This is a genomic window from Dolichospermum compactum NIES-806, assembly GCF_002368115.1.
GTDB classification, from domain to species: domain Bacteria; phylum Cyanobacteriota; class Cyanobacteriia; order Cyanobacteriales; family Nostocaceae; genus Dolichospermum; species Dolichospermum compactum.
In genome coordinates this window covers 669,195-690,343 of sequence record NZ_AP018316.1, presented here as the reverse complement: position 1 = coordinate 690,343, position 21,149 = coordinate 669,195, and the positions used below count along the sequence as shown (strand labels likewise).

The following is a 21,149-nucleotide window of genomic DNA, read 5'->3' as shown; positions in this document are numbered from 1 at the left end:
ATCATGAGCTTTTTAAACACCATCAAAACTGAATTTCATACCTCTTTCCCACGTTTAGCATCGGGGAAATACGTTCACTTTTTAATGTTACGTCATAGTCAATCTTTCCCCGTTTTTCAAACTGATGGAGTTCTTAATACAGCACGAACTCAAGCGGGTTTAACAGCAAAAGAACCTATTAGTCGGTTAGTAATGTTCAAACGTAAACAAATCACACCTGAACGATTAGGAGGAAGAGAATTATTACGTTCGCTGGGTTTAACGAGTAGTAACGTCACAGAAAAAGATAAATTCTGTGAATACAATGGCGAAAACTCCTGTAAAAAATGCCCTGATTGTATTATCTACGGTTTTGCAATTGGTGATAGTGGTTCAGAACGTTCTAAAGTTTATTCAGATTCCGCTTTTTCTCTTAGTTCCTACGAACAATCTCACCGCAGTTTTACCTTTAATGCTCCCTTTGAAGGGGGAACAATGAGCGAAAAAGGAGAAATGAGAAGTGCAATTAATGAATTAGATCATGTACTCCCAGAAGTCACATTTCCCACCGTAGAAACCCTCCGTGATCCTACATTTGAAGGCTTTTTATATGTTTTGGGTAATCTCCTCCGCACCCGTCGTTATGGCGCACAGGAATCACGTACAGGTACAATGTCAAATCATATTATTGGGATTGTTATTTGTGACGGTGAAATTTTTAGTAATTTGCACTTAACTCAAGCATTATATGATGCCCTTAAACCAGATATTCATGCCCCAATTTCCGATATTATCACCCAAGCAACAGCCGTGACAACTAACTTACTTAATCAAGAACCCATTCGGAAAAGCCAAGTAATTATAGGTTCACAATTAACCGATTTATTAGGTGAAGTTTCAGCTATTTATCAAAATGAGACCGCATTACAGAATACCCTCACAACCCTATATCAACAAACCAAAACCTATGCAGAAACCTATGGCGCTGTAGCTAAAAAAGGCAAAGGTAAATAACATCCATATCCCCAACTTCTGTGATTAATTTATTATTTATAGACACAATAAATAAAAGAAGTCGGGGATCTTATTTACTTAACCAAGCTGACAATTCATCATTAATATTTCCCCTTCTCCAACTTATAAATAATATGATTCTCTACCAATGTTACCTAACCTTACATGATAACGTTTTCTTTGCTAGTCGGGAAATGGGTATACTTTACGAAACCGAAAAATATCTACACAATTGGGCATTAAGTTTTGCCTTTTTTGAAACCGTATATATTCCTAAAGTCTATCGTCTTAAAGGTGCAAATGCCCAAAAACCCAGTTATTTAGATTCTACCCAAGAACAAAACCTTTTACATCTCAATCAAGCAGAAATTTATGTTTTTCCAGCTTTACCTATTACTTGGTCATATCAAGTTAATACTTTTAAAGCTGCACAAGTTGCCTATTATGGAAAATCCGCACAATTTGGTGGTGAAGGGGCAAGAAAAAATTATCCTGTTAACTATGGTCGTGCTAAAGAATTAGCAATTGGTAGCCACTTCAAAACCTATATTATCGCTGCTGAAACTATCAAAATTCCTAATTGGATTCGGTTGGGTAAATGGTCATCTAAAATACGAGTTGAAACAAGTATAATCACAGATATTAAACAGAAATCAGGAGAATATATGACCAAACATCCTTTAAATCCATTAGATTTATCCACATCAACTAAATTATTACTTTATAACCGGATTGTGATGCCTCCTGCAAGTTTAGTTAGTCAAGCCCAACTCACCGGTGATTATTATCAATTACCTGATCAAACTTGTTTACCTATAGGAGTAGCTTATGGGGCAAGTATTACAGAATAATCTGCCTAAAAAATATGACTTTACAAAGTTTAGTAATCCAATTAGGTGCTGCTAGTGAAAATACAATTCCTACTACATTAGGTAGGGCTATTCATGCTCAATTTTTGCAATGGTTGACTTTAGGAAATCCCCAAATAGCAACCGCAGTTCATGATAGCCAAGAATCACCTTTTAGTTTGTCAGGATTAATTGGTTATCGGCGTAAACAAGGCACACAACTAGGTGATGATTTTCTGATTCGGATTTCTCTTTTAGATGGTAATTTAATTGCACCACTATTAAAAGGTGTAGAATCTTGCCAAGACAAATCTATTTATTTAGGAAAATGCCCGTTTGTAATTCGCAGTATTTATTCATTACCTGGAACTCATCCTTTAGTAATTTTTTCGGACTACAACATCTTAGTAAATACATCTCTAGTAGGGAATTATATCACTTTAGAATTTATTTCTCCCACCAGTTTTAAGCAGCATCAAAATATTCAACCTTTTCCCTTACCTGAATTAGTTTTTGGTAATCTTTTACGACGTTGGAACAGATTTGCACCCCCAGAATTACAATTTGCTCAAATTGAATGGCAAGGTTTAGTTTCTGCTTTTGAACTGAAAACTCATGCTTTAAAAATGGCAGCAGGAGCAGAAATTGGTGCGGTTGGTTGGGTAAAATATCACTTTCTTGATCATGAACAAGCCAGAATTGCCAATATTTTAGCTAACTTTGCCGTCTTTTCTGGAGTAGGACGCAAAACATCTATGGGTATGGGACAGGTCAAATCAAAAGTCTAATTGATTACAGGCGACTGGAAGTCGCGGCTACACAGACAAAACCCTGATTTTGTGTTAGTCCGCGCAGGCGGACTTTGCTTGTGTAGTAGCGAATTATATTCGCCGAAAACTTTTCAAACACTAAAATACCAATTACCAATGAATGAAGATTATTTACCTTTAGCTTATTTGAATGCTTGGGAATATTGTTCACGCAGATTTTACCTAGAATATGTATTAGGTGAAATGGCAGATAATGAACATATTATCTTAGGTCGTCATGTCCACCGCAATATTAATGAAGATGGCACATTTCAAGAAGGAGAAACCCTAATTCATCAACAACAATGGGTATGGTCAGACAGATTAAAAGTTTCTGGAATTATTGATGCTGTGGAAGAATCCAATGGTCAACTTGTACCTGTGGAATATAAGAAAGGCAAAATGGCACAACATCTGAATGACCATTTTCAAGTTTGTGCAGCGGCTTTATGTTTGGAAGAACGCACTGGTCGCACGATTACCTATGGTGAAATATTTTATCATGCCAATCGGAGACGACAAACTGTGGCATTTACACCGCAATTAAGGCAGATGACAGAACAAGCTATAGCATTAGCTCATGTTGCTAGTCAAAACAAAATGCCAGCACCTATTGATTATTCTAAAAAATGTCAATCATGCAGTCTCAAAGGCATTTGTTTACCTCTGGAAATTAAACAATTACAACGTCAGGAATACTAAATTATGACTACTCTTTATATCCTTCAACCCGATGCTGTTTTAAGTAAAGATTATGAAGCTTTTCAAGTGGCTTTAAAACAGGAAGATGGTACTTGGAAAAAACAGAAAGTTGCTGCTCAAACTGTAAATGAAGTTATTTTGATGGGTAATCCCCAAGTTACCGGTGATGCTTTTGCTTATGCTTTAGAATTAGGAATGCCTGTGCATTATCTTTCTAGTTTTGGTAAATATTTGGGTTCGGCTTTACCTAAATCTTCTCGCAATGGTCAATTGAGATTAGCACAGTATGAAGTTTATCGTGATCCTGTACGAAGATTGGAATTAGTGAAAGCAATTGTCACGGCTAAAATTCACAATCAATATAATGTTTTGTACCGACATAATGAAAAGAATAATCCTCTCAAAGAACGCAAAAGTTTAGTCAAAGATAAACACACTATTTATGAAGTAATGGGAGTTGAAGGTTTAGCTGCTAGGGAATATTTTGCTTGTTGGCAACGTATGGTAGGTAAACAATGGACTTTTAATGGCAGAAATCGCCGTCCTCCTACTGACCCGGTAAATTCTTTACTGAGTTTTGCCTATGCTTTATTACAAGGTCAAGTTATGGCTGCTGTACATATTGCAGGTTTAGATCCCTATATCGGTTATTTACATGAAGTTAATCGTGGTCAACCGGCAATGGTGTTGGATTTGATGGAGGAATTTCGAGCTTTGATTGCTGATAATTTGGTACTTTCGTTATTACATAAACAGGCAATTAAACCGGATGATTTTCATGAAAGTTTGGGTGCTTATCGCTTGAAAGATCATGCTAAAAAAACATTTCTACAAGCATTTGATACAAAAATGAATGATGAATTTAAACATCCTGTTTTTGATTATCGTTGCAACTACAGACGGGCGATAGAATTACAAGCACGTTTACTCGGTCGGCATATACAAGAAGGTGTTGTTTACAAACCTTTGTCTTTACGATGACTACACTTTTTTATCTAATTATTTACGATTTACCTGACAATAAAGCTGCAAATAAACGCCGCACCCGTTTACATAAGATGCTGAGTGGTTATGGTAAGTGGACTCAATACAGTGTGTTTGAGTGTTTTTTGAATGCGGTGCAATTTGCCCAATTACAAACTAAAATGGAAAAGCTGATTAAGTCTGATCAGGATTCTATTAGGATTTATGTACTAGATTCTGGTAGTGTGAAAAGAACTATTACCTATGGTTCGGAAGTACCTAGACAAGAACAAGCTATCATCATATAATGAACACATGAGCTTGATTTTTTGGCAATCCAAAGCGGGGTCAAAAACCCTGTGGATCCGCCAAATCGCCAGAACCTTGAAAATTCAATACTTTCAGCGTTTCATTAGTTTCGGTTGGCATCTGACCCAAAGCCTGAAATGAGGTTTTTTAAGAGGTCCGCCAAAATCCCCCCTACAGTCTGCTTTTAGACTGGGTTTCAGAGGTCGGGGTTTCAATTTGCATAATCCCCGCAAGGGGACTGAAACACTACGGGAGCGGTGGGAGTGGTTCTACTAATCCTTAGTTTCAATTTGCATAATCCCCGCAAGGGGACTGAAACCAATTGTCCGGCTGCTTGGTAAATCGTGTCTCTGGTCGTTTCAATTTGCATAATCCCCGCAAGGGGACTGAAACAATAGCATCGTGGCATTCCGAATACAAAGGATTGTTTCAATTTGCATAATCCCCGCAAGGGGACTGAAACTTAGAAACGGCAGATTGGCTTACCAATACTCTAGGGTTTCAATTTGCATAATCCCCGCAAGGGGACTGAAACCGGAAGATGATATTAGCTTGGCTGATCTAGTCCTGGGTGTTTCAATTTGCATAATCCCCGCAAGGGGACTGAAACTTTCCTGTGAGAACTACTTCCCGTAGGTAAGCTTGAGTTTCAATTTGCATAATCCCCGCAAGGGGACTGAAACATTTTATGAATCTCTGAGATAGAAAGTCCTTTTTTTAAGTTTCAATTTGCATAATCCCCGCAAGGGGACTGAAACTTTTTCACTACCCACAAAATCACCACAAAATCAAGTTTCAATTTGCATAATCCCCGCAAGGGGACTGAAACTAACAAAATCCTCCCCACTTACCGGGGAGGATAATCGTTTCAATTTGCATAATCCCCGCAAGGGGACTGAAACAATATTCAAATAGCATTTTCCCTGATACGCTATCTTTGTTTCAATTTGCATAATCCCCGCAAGGGGACTGAAACATGCAGCTAAGGCAGGTCAAGCAGGGAACATTAGGTTTCAATTTGCATAATCCCCGCAAGGGGACTGAAACTTCGGCATTGCATTTGTAATGGTCAAATAGCAAAAGGTTTCAATTTGCATAATCCCCGCAAGGGGACTGAAACTAGATTTTTTTAGGAATCTCTATTTTTTCACTAAGTTTCAATTTGCATAATCCCCGCAAGGGGACTGAAACATAACAATGAACCCTGGTTTGTGCTTTTGAATGTATAGTTTCAATTTGCATAATCCCCGCAAGGGGACTGAAACACACTTCTGAGGGATTGGAACTTTTTCACTAAGTTTCAATTTGCATAATCCCCGCAAGGGGACTGAAACATTAATTACAGAATTCCCTACTCTGGCGGACTCTGTTTCAATTTGCATAATCCCCGCAAGGGGACTGAAACAGCCCCGATTAGCCGCAGTGTCTCACGCTTTTGTTTCAATTTGCATAATCCCCGCAAGGGGACTGAAACTTCGGCATTGTCTTGTGAATGGACAAATAGCGAAAGGTTTCAATTTGCATAATCCCCGCAAGGGGACTGAAACATAATTTATTAATAAACTCATTGATTCTTTCTTGTGTTTCAATTTGCATAATCCCCGCAAGGGGACTGAAACTTGCCACTTCGGGGATTTACAAGAATGCTTTGCAGGTTTCAATTTGCATAATCCCCGCAAGGGGACTGAAACTCGAAAACGTAGGATACCTCTAAAAATAGGAGTTTCCTATGTTTCAATTTGCATAATCCCCGCAAGGGGACTGAAACATATCCATCATCCCCTCTATCGAAATAGATAATCTCGTTTCAATTTGCATAATCCCCGCAAGGGGACTGAAACTCCATATTCATGTCTATTACTATTAATGCTTTGGTTTCAATTTGCATAATCCCCGCAAGGGGACTGAAACATTAATTACACGCTATCACTTTTTATTACCGCATTAGTTTCAATTTGCATAATCCCCGCAAGGGGACTGAAACATAAATCGCCACGCGCTGAAATGCAGCGTAGAATGAGTTTCAATTTGCATAATCCCCGCAAGGGGACTGAAACATTCAATATCAATATTACCATTACCACTATTCAATAGATCCCAAGTTTCAATTTGCATAATCCCCGCAAGGGGACTGAAACACGACAGCGTAAATTCTCCAGAATTTAAGCAAAAGTTTCAATTTGCATAATCCCCGCAAGGGGACTGAAACAGACTCACACTCTTTTAAAAGGATTTTGAAGTTGTGTTTCAATTTGCATAATCCCCGCAAGGGGACTGAAACTTGACAACTTATGGTAGAATCAACTATAATATCAAGTTTCAATTTGCATAATCCCCGCAAGGGGACTGAAACCCGCCATCTATTATGTGCATTAATACAGAGACAGAGTTTCAATTTGCATAATCCCCGCAAGGGGACTGAAACTTCACTCCCATACAAATATAATTTTCCATCATGTTTCAATTTGCATAATCCCCGCAAGGGGACTGAAACAAAAACTATTTTTAATCTATCCTCTGGAAAATTTACGTTTCAATTTGCATAATCCCCGCAAGGGGACTGAAACTAGTCTTTGCTTTGATTCTTTGATATCTTCTGCACTATGTTTCAATTTGCATAATCCCCGCAAGGGGACTGAAACCAGAAGACTGGGATATTTTCTCGCCATACGGTGGGGTTTCAATTTGCATAATCCCCGCAAGGGGACTGAAACATATATGGCTTTATTTGGATTGCCATAATGGGAGTGGTTTCAATTTGCATAATCCCCGCAAGGGGACTGAAACACAAACATGATCATTGAAGCCCGACTGGGAATGAATTCCCAGTCTAATAGCCAAAGTCATCTAAAGATGACTAAAATAACCCAAAAATTCATTAGTAAACTTTAGTTTACTTTAGCTATTAGACAGGAACTTAAGTTCTTGGCGGGTGTAGAAACTAGCAAATAATCCATAGCTTAAATTGAAACCATGAGCAATATTATCAATGTTCAAATAAATCTTTGAATTGTAATAAATCTAAAGTAACTATTGTGGGTAAAACTTGAAAACATTCTTGGGCAACTTGCCAACGTTCTTCCCGTTCTAACATAGTTGTAAGCTTTTCTCGTACACTTAACAAATAACGGACATCATTAGCCGCATAACTTAATTGTGCATCAGATAAATTACTAGCATTACCCCAATCAGAACATTGGGAACTTTTGTCTAATTCCACCTTTTCCAACTCTAAAACCACATCTTTTAAACCATGACGATTTGTATAAGTTCTAGCTAACTTACTAGCAATTTTAGTACAAAAAATGGGCTGTACAATAATATCTAAATTCTGCCGTAAAGTAGCAATATCAAACCTAGCAAAGTGGAAAACTTTGACAATATCAGTTGCTTCCATTAAGACTTTCAAATTTGGTGCTACCGTTTGTCCTCTAGCGATCCGAATAGCAGTAACTTGTCCTTCCGGGTTGCAGAGTTGAACCAGACACAAGCGATCGCGCCCAGGTAAAAGTCCCATCGTTTCCGTATCAACAGCGATCGCCGGAGATTTTAAATACTCAGCCAGAATTTCATCACTTAAATCGCGATCGCTAACCTGAAAATCTTGTAATGTCATGAACTTATCAAATATAAATTATCTTTATTTTGCCAGACAACATGACCCAAAATTTCTTTCTTCCCCCTGACTCCTACCCCATCAGCAAGCCCTACTTATTAGCATTCAAAAATATTTGCGTTAAATACACTTCCCCCTTGTGATTAGTAGCCACACCAACCCCAGTTAAATTATATTTACCCTGAAGATTCTTCAGATGACCGGGACTTTTTAACCAACCAGAAACCGCCTCATTGGCAGGATTGCTATATCCAGTATTATAAGCCACATTTTCTGCCGCACTAGTGTATTTAAGAGGAATCGCCATCACCCGCTGTTCAAATCCTTGATGGCTAAAAGGAACTTCACCCGCCGCCATATTTTGACTGTGAATCCTGGCTTGCTGACTGATTTTTTCGCTTAAATTTAGTTGTTTTAGCCCGCGTTTTGCCCGATATTGATTAATTTGAGTAAAAACCGATTTCTCTAAATTAGTAGTTTCAAACCCAAGATTAGATATTTTGGCTTGACTTGTCACCAGTGATGAAGGCTGATATCCGCCAGTTTGTTTAGCAGAACTATTATCTGGATTCGCAGCAGTCATATAGCCACTAGCGATGACAAGCGTACTTAAAGCGATGCCAAAAGCAGTTTGTCGTAACATAGATTTTTAAGCTAAGTAATGTATGGATTTACTGGATATATACTCTATCTTCTGATTATCAGAATACTTACCAGGATACTATTTGCCGAATATAAACTAAAGAATCATCAAATTTTCACAATTCAAAGCAGTCATATCTCACTCATGACTATAAAACTAATAGATGTTATTTACACTACATTATTAATCAAAATCATTAGTAATAAATAGTATCCAATGATAGATGTCATAGATACTATCTTTATTAATCAATTATTTTTGACAAAAACTTGTAGCAGGAGTCAGGAGTCACCGAGGAAGAATTAGATCAAAGAAGGAATAGCAGTAGGGGTAAAACAAGAGCTTAATGGTGTCAACTTAAGCTACAGATGCCTTATTTGTTTGGCTTCCACACCCGCCCAGAAATAAATTTCCGGGCTAATAGCGAAAGTAAACTAAAGTTTACTCAAAAATTTCTGGATTATTTAGTCATCTTCAGATGACTTTTGCTATCAGACTGGGAATTTATTCCCAGGCAGGCTGCTAAACCCCTACCTTGTGAATCAAATAATTAAGCCCTGTTGGGTATAATTAGTGAATTAAGAACTTAGCCGCCGTTTGCACATCCTTATCGCCGCGCCCAGAACAGTTGATAATGAGCTTAGGACTACCAGCAAGTTGAGGACAGAGAGTTTCCAGGTAAGCGATCGCATGAGAAGTTTCCAAAGCTGGTATAATACCCTCTAACTTGGACAATCGTTGGAACGCTTCCAAAGCCTCAGCATCCGTAACACTGTAATATTCAGCCCTGCCAATATCCTTCATATAACTGTGTTCAGGCCCCACACCAGGATAATCCAACCCAGCGCTAATAGAATGGGGTTCAATCACCTGTCCATCATCATCTTGCAAAAGATAACTCATCGAACCATGTAACACACCAACCTGTCCCTTTGTCAAAGTAGCTGCGTGTTTGCCAGTATTAACACCCTCACCAGCAGCCTCCACCCCAATTAACCGCACAGATGATTCTTTCACAAACTCGTGAAATAGTCCCATAGCATTAGAACCACCACCCACACAAGCCACCAGAATATCAGGCAAACCGCCCCATTTTTCCATAGCTTGAGCGCGAGTTTCCTCACCAATCACCGCATGAAAATCCCGAACCATCATCGGATAAGGATGGGGACCAGCCACAGAACCCAGAATGTAATGAGTCGTTTCCACATTCGTTACCCAGTCCCGGATGGCTTCAGAAGTTGCATCTTTGAGCGTTCCCGTCCCCGCAGACACCGGACGAACTTCCGCCCCCATCAGGCGCATTCTGAACACATTTAAAGATTGGCGTTCCATATCGTGAACACCCATATAAATCACACATTCCAAACCAAACCGAGCGCAAACAGTCGCCGTTGCTACACCATGTTGTCCTGCACCAGTTTCCGCAATAATCCGCCGTTTACCCATGCGCTTGGCTAATAACACCTGACCGAGAGCATTATTAATCTTATGTGCGCCAGTATGATTTAAATCTTCCCGTTTTAAATAAATTTGCGCTCCCGTACCATCAGGACGAGCATAATTAGCAGTCAGCCGTTCAGCAAAGTACAAAGGAGTAGCCCGTCCGACATAATCCTTCAATAAACCTTGTAATTCAGCTTGAAAAGCAGATTCATGGCGATACTGCTGATATGCTGCTTCTAATTCAGCCAACGCCGGCATCAAAGTTTCAGGAACATACTTACCACCAAAGCGGCCAAAACGTCCTAGAGTATCAGGTACTGAAGCAGTTTGTGAGAAATTTGCAGAGAGAGGAGTAGTAGTCACGGATTGGGTAAAATAAGAGAACAAAGTTAATTGTAATTCTAGAACAATATTGTAGTCAGGGCTTCTAGCTAGTCCCCCCCTTCCCAATCTCCACAATTCTCGTTTCTCGTTCCCAGTCTCTGACTGGGAATGCCATTTTAGAGGTTCTACCTCCAATTATAATTGAGGCAGAGCCTCTTAACTGTATTCCCACGCGGAGCATGGGAAGTAGTACCGCAGGGCGTTCGTCAAAAGTCAAAAGTCAAAAGTCAAAACCCACATTCCGCAGATCAAATCCACTTCTGAATAATTATCACGAAGGATTCAGGGTTGTACAAACTTTTCTCCAAAAATTTTGTCAATAAATGACATAAATTCCTAATAGGTATTTTGTGGTTCATCCGAACTAATATCATGGAAAGCCTTACCAATAATAGTTTTTGGGGATAATTATTTTTTAGTTTACGCTTCTGCGGAATGTGGGTCAAAACGAATATACAATGAGCTTTCCAGTAGTTTGGAATGGTCTGTTTATTTCCGCCGACCTGTACTAGAGAGTTCTCTACTTAAATAAGAGTTAAATAAGAGAATTTTATCTTATTCCCTCGTGAGCAATAGATAATTACTATAAATTACTAGGTACTGTTTTAAATTTATCTATTGAACCGAGAGAATAATCCTCTAATTTAAAATCAGCAAAAGGCTTTTTCTCTAATCTATCTCTTAAGGCTTCATCTAATATTACCCCTTCAGCTTGTTTTTTGACACCAATGATAATAATACTGCGTTGATAAGCTGTTGAATCAAGGCTTGCTTGACAATCTTTTCGCTGAAATTGTCCCAAATTTAATAAGCGATAACCTTTGACACTGGGTGTGCTACTAAATATCTTTTTTACTAATAGTTGGATTTGCTTAGAACGTTCTAAGGCGCGACTTTGTTCGGCGGTAATATCACCTTCGCAAGAAGCTGTTCCTACGGAAATAATTTCGCTGGGATTTTCCATAATTTTCTGAATTCCTTCTTGTTCTAAATTAGATTTTAAGGAATCAAGGGTAATAGTTTGATCATTATATTTAATTTGATATGTGCTACCTAATTGCCATTTATATTCTACTGATAAGACGGCAATATTGAATTCGGCAACTCTCCCTTGACTATCTTTTCCTTCTTCATAGGGAAAATAATCAACTTTGCCTTGTTTAACTGGTGCTTGTCCATAGTCAGGAGGTAAAGCCACAAATTTAGTATTTCTGAATGCTAATGATACCCACCAAAGTAGTAATAAAGAAACTATTAAAGCTGTAAACCAGGATAATAATGGTAATTTTTTAGGTTGTTTTTGCGTGGTAATAACGGTATTATTGGTAGTTGGGTTATTAATTATTTCTGTTTTTCCTAACCCGCCAATATTCACGGTTGCGGAGGTATTTCTTGTGAGGTTATTTTCAATTTCTGCTAATCTTCTGGAAATTTCTTCAGCATTGCTAGGACGTTGATTGACTTCTGTGGACATTAACCAATCAATGAAATCTAATAATAATGGAGAAATATGATTGGCATGATGTCGCCATTGTAAAACATCTAAATGAGGATCATATAATTGTTTGGGTGGAAATCCCGTTAATAAAAATACAAATGTCCGTCCTAAAGCGAAGAAATCTGATGAAGGTATGGCTTGTCCTCGCATTTGTTCTGGAGGGCTATAACCTGATGATGAAATTGCTGTCATTCCTCCACCATTTGTTAGATAGGTTCTGGTAATTTCTCTAGCTGTACCAAAGTCAATTAATACTAATTGTCCATCTGGACGAATCATGATATTTGATGGTTTAATATCTCTATGCAGGTATTGTTGGTTATGAACTAAATCCAATATTTCTAATAGTTGTTTTAACCAGACTATGGCTTGGGCTTCAGAAATGGGACGGTTTTGTTGTTGTTTTAACCATTGTTCTAAATTTGGGCCTTCAATTTTTTCCATCACCATACAATGCAACATGAGATTATTTCTGGTTTGATAGGGAAAATAACCTTCTGTTTGCGGAATACCTGGATGATTTAGTTGTTGTAAAACGTTGGCTTCTTGTTGAAATAGTGATAAGGCTTTACTATCATTTGTTAATTCTTCTTTGAGGACTTTGAGGATTTTTGGGGTGTCTTGTTGGTAGGCTTCGTAAATTTTACCAAATCCAGTTTTATCACTCAATAAACGTAATACTCGATAACGTCCTATCAATTCCAATTGAGAACCACAACTTTGACAAAAACGGTTTTCGTCATTATCTGGATGGTTGGGTTGAGGACAAACTGGATTAATGCAAAGGGTCATAATAGGGAACAGGGAATAGGGAATAGGGAATAGGGAACAGGGAATAGGGGTAAGAGGTAAATATGTATCTTTAATTTTGCTTTCTACCAATTACCAATTACCAATTACCAATTTGAAATTATCTCATGTTTGTGATGCTAAAAAAGTGGCGACTGTTTGATTAAATTCTGTGGGGTTGGTTAAAAATGGCCAATGATTTCCGGGAACTTGACACAGATTTAAGTTTTTGAGGTTGGTTTTGTAAGGTTGAATTTGCCAATTTTGGCGGTTGACACCTTTTTCAGGTTGTATAAAGAGGGCAGGTGTGTCAATTGGGTGAATAAAACCTGGTACTTCCATAACTGCGTCAAAAATGCCATCACGGGCAGCTATGGTGAATTTGCTACCCCAGGTCCCGTTGGGTTTTTGTTCAATTGCGGCTTGAAAAACTTGCTGTTGCAAAGAACTCCAATTTTGATATTGACTGAGTTGTTTAATTTTTTGTTCAGCTTCTTGGTAACTGGCAAATGGTCCCATGCTTTTGAGGAAAGGTAAGACGCGATACAAGAGAGGAAATGTGATTTTTAGGAAACTGGGCATTTTCCAGATAAAAATGGGATCTACTAAGGTGATACTTTTTAATCTGGTTGGGTTCTCTCTAGCCCAAATAGCGGCTAATTTCCCTGTCCAGGAGTGGCTGACGATATGAGCCGCAGACCATCCTAGTTTATCCATTAATGCTTCCAAATCAGCGATCGCACTGGCAAAGCTATAATCTTGTTCTGGCTTACTACTCTCACCATGACCACGCATATCTGGTGCAGCTATATGGTAATTTGCTGCTAAATAATCTCCCAAACTGGACCAAACTAGGGCGTTATCGGCCATACCATGTAATAACAGTAATGGTTTTTGACCTTGATTCCATTCTAAATAAGAAAGTTGAATATCAGATGTTGATAGAGTTTGACGTACAGGCATCATTTTGTCAATCTTTTCCAGGACAGGGGAACAGGAAATTATACCAGAAAAATAACTTTTTTGGGGTTAATTTTTAATTTTGATGATTGTACTGATTAGCACGAATTAATGGAACTAATAAATGTCAAAATCAAGAATAGGAATACACTATGGTGATATGCACTTGAATAAGATACAAAAATTACCTACAAAGCCATAGAGCAAAAGACTTTCAACCTTTCTGTTCCCTGTTCCCTGTTCCCTGTTCCCTGTTCCCTGCTATGGGATATTAAAATTACTATGCCAGAAATAGAACAATCCATTGCCCAACACTATCATGACCGGACTAAGTACCACCCAGAAACCTTGGCTGGTAAAAGTCGTAATTTAGACTGGAATAAACAACCAGTACCGTTCAAAGAGTACAAAATTGGCTCTGATATTGACCTCAAACCTTATCTGCAAGAAACAGCGGCAACTGTTGCCAATCAACAAGATACCAAATGGTGGTGGCGGCTTTCTCAACTATTATTTCACAGTTATGGACTCACGGCTAAAATGCCCTCTTTGGGTAATACAGTATACTTACGCTCTGCGCCTAGTGCGGGGGGTTTATATCCGGCTGAGGTATATTTAGTTTCTCGCGGGACACCATTATTACCGCCGGGACTTTATAACTATCAATGTCGAACTCATTCTTTAATGCACTTTTGGGAAAGTGATGTTTGGCAAAGTTTACAATCTGCTTGTTTTTGGCATCCTTCCCTAGAAAGTACCCAATTAGCTATAATTACAACTGCGGTCTTTTATCGTTCGGCTTGGCGTTATGAAGACAGGGCTTATCGGCGGATTTTTCTGGATACGGGGCATCTTTTAAGTAATATTCAGTTGGCTTGTAATATTGCTGATTATCGCTCTCATTTAATTGGCGGTTTTGCTGATGAAGCTGTTAATGAATTACTTTATATTGATCATGAACAAGAAGGAACAACTGCTGTTTTAGCTTTGGCAGATTTGTTAGATGTGCATCAAAATTTACCACTAGGACGGACTGCTTTACCTTCGACAACTGCCACTAATTATCCATCTATTCCTGATGGTGAATTGCTGAAATATTTTCATCTCAATACTCAAATTCCAGTGAATAACAGTAGTAAGTTAAATTTACCAAATTTAGAACTAGAAACGTCTTTAGAAGATAAGTATAACTTACCTTTTTGTCAAAAATTTTCGACTCGAACTACACCAATCTATTGGGGAGAAGATTTAGCAGATTTATCGAATACTATCTATAAACGCCGTTCTACTCGTGCTTATACTGGTGAAGATTTAAGTTTTGATGAACTGAAAGCTTTACTTGATTTTACTTATCAGCCACAAAATTATATTGACCAAAATTTAGATCCTCACCCTGATTATTTTGATTTGAATTTAATAGAAACATTTGTAGCTGTTTCTGGAGTGCAAGGATTAGATCCAGGCTGTTATTATTACGCACCTAAAGCCCAAGAATTACGGCAAATTCGGTTTAAAAATTTCCGTCGAGAATTACATTTCTTATGTTTAGGACAGGAATTAGGCAGAGATGCAGGTGCAGTATTATTTCATACCGCTGATTTAAAAAATGCGATCGCTCAATATGGAGATCGTGTTTATCGTTATTTACACTTAGATGCAGGTATTTTAGGACAAAGGCTTAATTTAGCAGCCATTTGGCTTAACTTAGGTGTCAGTGGTATCGCCGGGTTTTTTGATGACCAAGTAAATGATGTCTTAGGTATTCCTGTGGATGAAGCAGTAATCTATATTACGACACTAGGAAAACCCAGGTAGAAGTACAGGAGTCAGGAGAAAGAAGAAAGAAATTATTCCCCTGCTTACAACGTCAACGATAATCACAACATCATCATTAAACTTCTGGTTCAATACCAAGAGACTTTAATTGGGCAATTAGACGGTCATTTTTCTGGCGTTCTAATTCGGCCCTTTCCTCACCACTTAACAACAAATTACCCTGTGAATCCCAGAACCGTAGCCAAGGTAATTCCAAATTTTGATATTTACCCTGCCAAATTCCTAACTCAATTCCCAAAACGGCAATCGGATAATGTCCACGTTCATTGGCTGCTAATAATTGATATTGTCCTTCAATGAAATGATAAACTTCTATACTGGCTTTGTTCACTTCATAAATACAATAAAAAGCCGGATGAATCACCTGTTCATAAATCCAAAATTTACCTTTCCAGCGAGTTTTATCTCGTTCTTTATCACCATTTCCAGAAACAAATTCCAAGACAATTAATGGAGCAATAAATTCCTGCCAAAGTACATAAGAATGTCGTATTTCACCATTGACAATAGGTGGCACGTTCGGCACATAAAACCATTTTGGAAATTCTGCACCGCATTCTGGAGTGTACGTCATTTTCCAATAGATACCTAAATCCTGTCCAATACAATATTGACCATCTGGGTGGTATTTTTGTAGTGTGGGTTTGATAGATTCTGTTAGTAAAGTACCTTGAAAATGTTCTTGCCAATTTTGACCTACGGTACGCTTCGCTAACACAGGCGTACTGTCAGATTCCAATACTTGTCGGTTAAGGAAATGTAGGTTGGGTTGAGCGATAGCGAAACCCAACAAAATCCTTGATAATGTTGGGTTATGGCTGATGCCTCCGGCGATAGCGAAGCGCTGCTGCAAGCAGTTCGCAGGGATACGCCACACTTCGTGAACGTGATTGCTTCTCTTCCCTCGCAATGACTGTAAATATTTTTGTCCGATAAAAGTTACTAAAATCCGTGAAATCAGCGCAATCCGTCTAATCCGTGATTCAGACCTTTTTCCCCGCGTAATGCTTATAATCTGCAATTCTAACCTTATTTTTTTCAAAATGAGAATTGCTGGGCAAATACGGGGGGTTGCCCCTACGGATTTTTAATTATCTTGACGGATTACACCACCAACAACGGGTTTAACTTCTTCACTAGAAAATGGATCTGTGCCACCTGTCCAATTAAAGTCACTAATGCGAATACTAAAGCCGCCTAATTCTAGCACCGGATTATACCGTAGGGTAATCCCATAGGTGCGACGGCTGTATTCGACTATGTAATCAGTGCTAGTTTCTTTACCTGTATCTAGATTAATGGATGTTTGCAAACCTAACTTAAGTGGTCCATAGATTTGCTGAGAAATGCCTGCATTCAGGACTTTGTTATCTACTGAACGATCAAAAAGAAAGGGTGATAAACCGCTATTAGTTCCTTGGGAGTAGGTGAGATTAAAGGCGGTATAATCCAAGTAAGGGCGAGAAAAGTTGCCAATCTGTCCTACTAAGCCGATAGTCCCAGTTAAGGTGCTTTGGTTATCACTGCTACTATAATAGCTAGTAGTTGCTGTGACACCTGCGATCGCCTGCAAATACGGTACGATAGGATTAGGTGTATATTTTAATCCCTCACTAGCTGTAGCGGCCAATGGTTGCCCTTGCCACAAATTGATACCACCACTCAAGGCCACAGTTCCTTGTAAACGACCCAGAGAAATGCGATCGTTTTTTCGTCCTGGTGAGAGTAAATCTTGACGGTCAGTATTTGCATCTATATATTGAGCGCCGCCTTGATAACTAAGATTGATACCGGTTTTGCCTAAAGGAATAATGGGAGAACTGATGATACCACCGAGACTACTTTGGACAGTTTGATAACCAAGACTACCATTATACAAGCGATCGCGGTAAATAGATTCTAAACTCAATATATAAGGATTAACATTACCCAAATTTTGGCGTAACCGCAAACTTCCGCGCAAATTATTTTCTAACTGATTGAAATCAAAACTAGTTAACTCCCCCGCACCTTCCAAAATAGTTTTCGGACTAAAAACAGCATTTAACCTAGTCTTCACCCCAAATAAACTAGGCACATTCTCGCTATCCTTAAAAGCCCTTTGCAGATAAAACTGGGGCGTAATCGTCCAGCGTTTTTGATTAGCATTAATTGCTTCAAAATCCCGTTCTAGATACAAACCATCTCGTTTACCCTTATCAAAACCAGCAGCAACAATAGTAGGATTTACTTTACGTGGACGACGATCTATTGTCCGACTATTAACAGGCAGAGGGATAACAGCGTTTTGATCAAAAACCAACCTTTGACGCTGGGTAGTAATTTTATCTATCAAAGGCGCTTCCCGTGTCACATTTACCTGCTCCGCTCTTAATTCTAATTCCGGTGGTGAAAAAGGATCATTAGTAATTCTCACATCTTGCGCTTGAAAACCTCGCGGATAAAATTCAATCCGTTGAGCTTCAAACCTGAATCGTTTCACCGTACCCCCAAACTCAGGTGCAGGGACATTTCGCGCATCTGATTGACCACTAGCACCAAATTGTATACCCCCTGAACTATTCACACTCGTCAGCGGCTGATTAGCGCGAATGCGATTACTTAACGGCTGGCTAGATACACCCCCTGCCGTAATATCTGTAGGTAGAGTTGGTGAAAAAGCAAAATCTGTACCTGCTGTGGGGATATAAAGTTCACCTTTACCGTTTTCTAAATCCCCATTATCTTGAATAAAATTATAGGTAAACCGTTGTCCCTGGAGTACCTGATTACCTCTAGTTAAAACCACATTACCTTCCCCCACCGTAATCAAATTATCCAAATTAATTTGTAGGGTATCGGCATCAATCACTGCCCCATCAAACCTGACAACAACATTACCATCAGCAGTTACAACTCGCCTTTGCTCATCATACTCCTGGCGATCGGCAATTACTTCCACAATTCTTGTTTTTTGCGGTGATATCTTCTTTGCTTCTGAAATTTGCGGTAACGGGGGAACTGCTAAATTACCAGGTTTTGACTGATCTTGAGGATTACGCAGCTTAAATTCAATCAGATTTTGTACTGGTAAAGATGGTGTCTTTTCACCAACCAATAGATCAACCTTTCCCCCTGATTCCTGTAAATTTACGTGATTTTTTTCTACCGGGGGTGTTGATGTTCCTGTTAAAACCTGCTGTCCGGCTATAATATAAATAATTTTGCGTTTTTGACCTTGAATAATGGAAAATTCCCCACCTGAGTTTTCTAGTCGGGATAAGGGAGAATCATTGACTGGCTTGGTAGTTGATTGATACCGATCTTGTTGATTTTTACCATCAATGATCAGTTTTTGTTGATCATTTTTTACTTGAATAACAGCAGTAGCAGCGAGATCAGAAACAGGTTTTGACGCTTCAAGACTTGGCGGTGGCTGAGGTGAAAGGACTGGATGAAACATATTTTGAGGCAATTAAGCTGATCAAAAAGCAAAAAGTAGCCGGAAGGTTGAATTACATATTAGCCTGTTTCTACCTTCCGGCCACTAAAGGTGATTTGTTGTATATTTATTCTGAGTCTTGACGACCGGGGTTACGGGCTGGGTCATTGGACAAAAACCCGAAGATGAAGATACTCACAAACAAGCCGACAACGATATAAACAGCAATTTTTAAACTCAACATAGAACTAACTCCCGGAGGTTTGGTAAATAGCAACTAATTTATCTTACCTATATCTTGTACCTTTGGCGAGGGAATAGGGAACAGCAGTCCCGCAGGTTGGGTAGAAGGAAGTGAAACCCCAATATTAAATGTCATATACTTATGGACTGTGTTAGGTTTCGTACCTTAACATTAAATGTCATATACTTATGGACTGTGTTAGGTTTCGTACCTCAACATTACAGCAGTTCCCGATCTTATGAAGTACAAATATTAATAATAAAACTCTTGTGGTGCGGGCATCTTGCCCGCACAAGGTGTACCTCACTCAAAGCTACTTGCTGTAAATGTCATATACTTATAGACTGTGTTGGGTTTCGTACCTCAACATTACAGCAGTTCCCGATCTTATGAAGTACAAATATTAATAATAAAACTCTTGTGGTGCGGGCATCTTGCCCGCACAAGGTGTACCTCACTCAAAGCTACTTGCTGTAAATGTCATATACTTATAGACTGTGTTGGGTTTCGTACCTCAACCCAACCTACAAATTAAAATGGTTGATAACAAAAAATTGTCGTTATAGCACTCTTGCAAGGGTGAAGAATTTTTCAATCATGTTACTTTTCGGCGTTGCTGATTTGAGATATGAAAATGATTTTTGATCATTTCAAAACCCTTGTAGAGACGTTCCTCATGTAGGGATTCTCGTCTCTACACCTAAATTCATACCTGGTTTCAGCAACGCCTACTTTTCTTGACAGAGTTTGGTTTTATTGTGTTAACCTACTTGTCTATATGTCGAAACTGTTACATCAGGATTACTAATGGTTTTTAACGCCATTCTATTCCTCGATTGTTTCCATAGGTACATTAAAGCTAAGATGGGAATGGTGGGTAATATAGCACCTGGACTGATGTCAAAGGGTACGGGGGTAGCGGGGGAGTATGTAAGAGTTGTAGAGTTGATGTCTGCTACTCCTGAAAACAGGTCATATTGACCAACCTTAGTTAAAGTTGAACCATAAGTACCTGGCACGAAATTGAGAGACAACCCTTCTGAAGAAGAATTAGTTTGCGCTGCAAAGGAGCTTGCCGTAATCGTGCCATTAGATACTGTAAAGGAATTGTTTACTACATCCTGAAAATACGATAACACATTTACAGGTTGAGTATATCCTAGTGCAGCAGGGGCTGAATTTATTTTCATAGACGTAGCCGCAAATGTTCCATTACCATTTGGCAATTCTAACGTACCTGATACAGTCCCATTAACTAGACCCTGAACATTGTTAAAACTGAAATTGAATAGTTGGATTGCTTGTGCTGGCTTTTCCCATGCGACAAGGCTAGTGGCTAAAGCACCACCGACAACAACTAATGGCAGAATCTGAGATAGTTTCATCATGATATATCTTTGTATTCATGTTTGAATTTGACCTATATCTCAGTATAGTAGCAATGGTCTTATTGTCTCTTTTTTTACAAACTTTTACAAGATTTTATCGAAAACTCTCATATCTCGTCTGTTTATGCCGAAAAACAACCGCCTCCATGATGGTAAGCGGTTCTGCACAATTCAATAGACATCTCCAAAAAAGTAGAGACGTTCCATGGAACGTCTCTACTACAAGGGTTTTATGTCAAGCATCTTTAAACTCGGCCTATATCTATTAAATAGAATTTTAAGATAGTTCTTCCTTATCAA

16 protein-coding genes and 1 CRISPR repeat array are annotated in these 21,149 nt (G+C 38.8%); of the genes, 7 read left to right on the top strand and 9 right to left on the bottom strand.

The window, feature by feature from the left end:
- Nucleotides 1-3 precede the first annotated feature (3 nt).
- From cas7d to cas2, 6 genes are all read left to right on the top strand, one after another.
- Nucleotides 4-993, top strand: coding sequence for a type I-D CRISPR-associated protein Cas7/Csc2 (gene cas7d, locus CA730_RS03205; RefSeq protein WP_096663904.1), 990 nt, complete (start codon nucleotides 4-6; stop codon nucleotides 991-993).
- 134 nt (nucleotides 994-1,127) lie between these two features.
- Complete coding sequence (cas5d, locus tag CA730_RS03200) at nucleotides 1,128-1,844, top strand: type I-D CRISPR-associated protein Cas5/Csc1 (RefSeq protein WP_096663901.1); 717 nt, start codon at nucleotides 1,128-1,130, stop codon at nucleotides 1,842-1,844.
- A 14-nt stretch (nucleotides 1,845-1,858) separates the two neighbouring features.
- Entirely contained in the window at nucleotides 1,859-2,629 is a 771-nt protein-coding gene (gene cas6 / locus CA730_RS03195; protein ID WP_096663898.1) for a CRISPR-associated endoribonuclease Cas6, read from the top strand.
- Nucleotides 2,630-2,767: 138 nt separating this feature from the next.
- Complete coding sequence (gene cas4, locus CA730_RS03190; protein ID WP_096663895.1) at nucleotides 2,768-3,352, top strand: CRISPR-associated protein Cas4; 585 nt, start codon at nucleotides 2,768-2,770, stop codon at nucleotides 3,350-3,352.
- Nucleotides 3,353-3,355: 3 nt separating this feature from the next.
- Nucleotides 3,356-4,333, top strand: a complete 978-nt coding sequence (gene cas1d / locus CA730_RS03185) for a type I-D CRISPR-associated endonuclease Cas1d (RefSeq protein ID WP_096663892.1) — start codon at nucleotides 3,356-3,358, stop codon at nucleotides 4,331-4,333.
- A complete protein-coding gene (gene cas2, locus CA730_RS03180) occupies nucleotides 4,330-4,623 on the top strand; it encodes a CRISPR-associated endonuclease Cas2 (protein WP_096663889.1) in 294 nt (97 codons plus the stop codon). The genes cas1d and cas2 overlap by 4 nt, the downstream gene beginning before the upstream one ends.
- Nucleotides 4,624-4,832: 209 nt before the next feature.
- A CRISPR array of direct repeats spans nucleotides 4,833-7,411; the repeat unit is 37 nt; unit sequence GTTTCAATTTGCATAATCCCCGCAAGGGGACTGAAAC.
- 199 nt (nucleotides 7,412-7,610) lie between these two features.
- On the opposite strand, the gene CA730_RS03175 is transcribed toward cas2, so the two are convergent.
- The 5 genes from CA730_RS03175 to CA730_RS03155 all read right to left on the bottom strand — a co-directional run bounded on the left by CA730_RS03175 (nucleotide 7,611) and on the right by CA730_RS03155 (nucleotide 13,963).
- Nucleotides 7,611-8,240 (bottom strand): ribonuclease D, encoded by a 630-nt coding sequence (locus CA730_RS03175; RefSeq protein ID WP_096663884.1) that lies wholly within the window; start codon nucleotides 8,238-8,240, stop codon nucleotides 7,611-7,613.
- Nucleotides 8,241-8,331: 91 nt separating this feature from the next.
- On the bottom strand, nucleotides 8,332-8,883 hold the full coding sequence (locus CA730_RS03170; RefSeq protein WP_096663881.1) for a CAP domain-containing protein: 552 nt from the start codon (nucleotides 8,881-8,883) through the stop codon (nucleotides 8,332-8,334).
- A 570-nt stretch (nucleotides 8,884-9,453) separates the two neighbouring features.
- Nucleotides 9,454-10,692: a tryptophan synthase subunit beta gene (trpB, locus tag CA730_RS03165; RefSeq protein ID WP_096671249.1), complete on the bottom strand. Its 1,239-nt coding sequence runs from the start codon at nucleotides 10,690-10,692 to the stop codon at nucleotides 9,454-9,456.
- A gap of 604 nt (nucleotides 10,693-11,296) precedes the next feature.
- On the bottom strand, nucleotides 11,297-13,003 hold the full coding sequence (locus tag CA730_RS03160) for a serine/threonine-protein kinase (protein WP_096671247.1): 1,707 nt from the start codon (nucleotides 13,001-13,003) through the stop codon (nucleotides 11,297-11,299).
- Nucleotides 13,004-13,126: 123 nt separating this feature from the next.
- Nucleotides 13,127-13,963, bottom strand: a complete 837-nt coding sequence (locus CA730_RS03155) for an alpha/beta fold hydrolase (RefSeq protein WP_096663878.1) — start codon at nucleotides 13,961-13,963, stop codon at nucleotides 13,127-13,129.
- A gap of 279 nt (nucleotides 13,964-14,242) precedes the next feature.
- Between CA730_RS03155 and CA730_RS03150 the strand changes: the two genes are divergently transcribed.
- Nucleotides 14,243-15,775, top strand: a complete 1,533-nt coding sequence (locus tag CA730_RS03150) for a SagB/ThcOx family dehydrogenase (RefSeq protein WP_096663875.1) — start codon at nucleotides 14,243-14,245, stop codon at nucleotides 15,773-15,775.
- A gap of 76 nt (nucleotides 15,776-15,851) precedes the next feature.
- Here CA730_RS03150 and CA730_RS03145 read toward each other — a convergent pair whose 3' ends face one another.
- The 4 genes from CA730_RS03145 to CA730_RS03130 form a co-directional block, all read right to left on the bottom strand.
- The gene (locus CA730_RS03145; protein WP_407919797.1) at nucleotides 15,852-16,592 is read right to left on the bottom strand and encodes a Uma2 family endonuclease; all 741 of its coding nucleotides are present in this window, start codon (nucleotides 16,590-16,592) and stop codon (nucleotides 15,852-15,854) included.
- A gap of 291 nt (nucleotides 16,593-16,883) precedes the next feature.
- Nucleotides 16,884-19,238 carry a DUF3769 domain-containing protein gene (locus CA730_RS03140; RefSeq protein ID WP_096663872.1) on the bottom strand — a complete coding sequence of 785 codons (2,355 nt, stop codon included), beginning with the start codon at nucleotides 19,236-19,238 and terminating at the stop codon, nucleotides 16,884-16,886.
- 106 nt (nucleotides 19,239-19,344) lie between these two features.
- Nucleotides 19,345-19,461: a photosystem II reaction center protein I gene (locus tag CA730_RS03135; RefSeq protein ID WP_071604835.1), complete on the bottom strand. Its 117-nt coding sequence runs from the start codon at nucleotides 19,459-19,461 to the stop codon at nucleotides 19,345-19,347.
- A gap of 761 nt (nucleotides 19,462-20,222) precedes the next feature.
- Nucleotides 20,223-20,849: a PEP-CTERM sorting domain-containing protein gene (locus CA730_RS03130; RefSeq protein ID WP_157749910.1), complete on the bottom strand. Its 627-nt coding sequence runs from the start codon at nucleotides 20,847-20,849 to the stop codon at nucleotides 20,223-20,225.
- Nucleotides 20,850-21,149 lie beyond the last annotated feature (300 nt).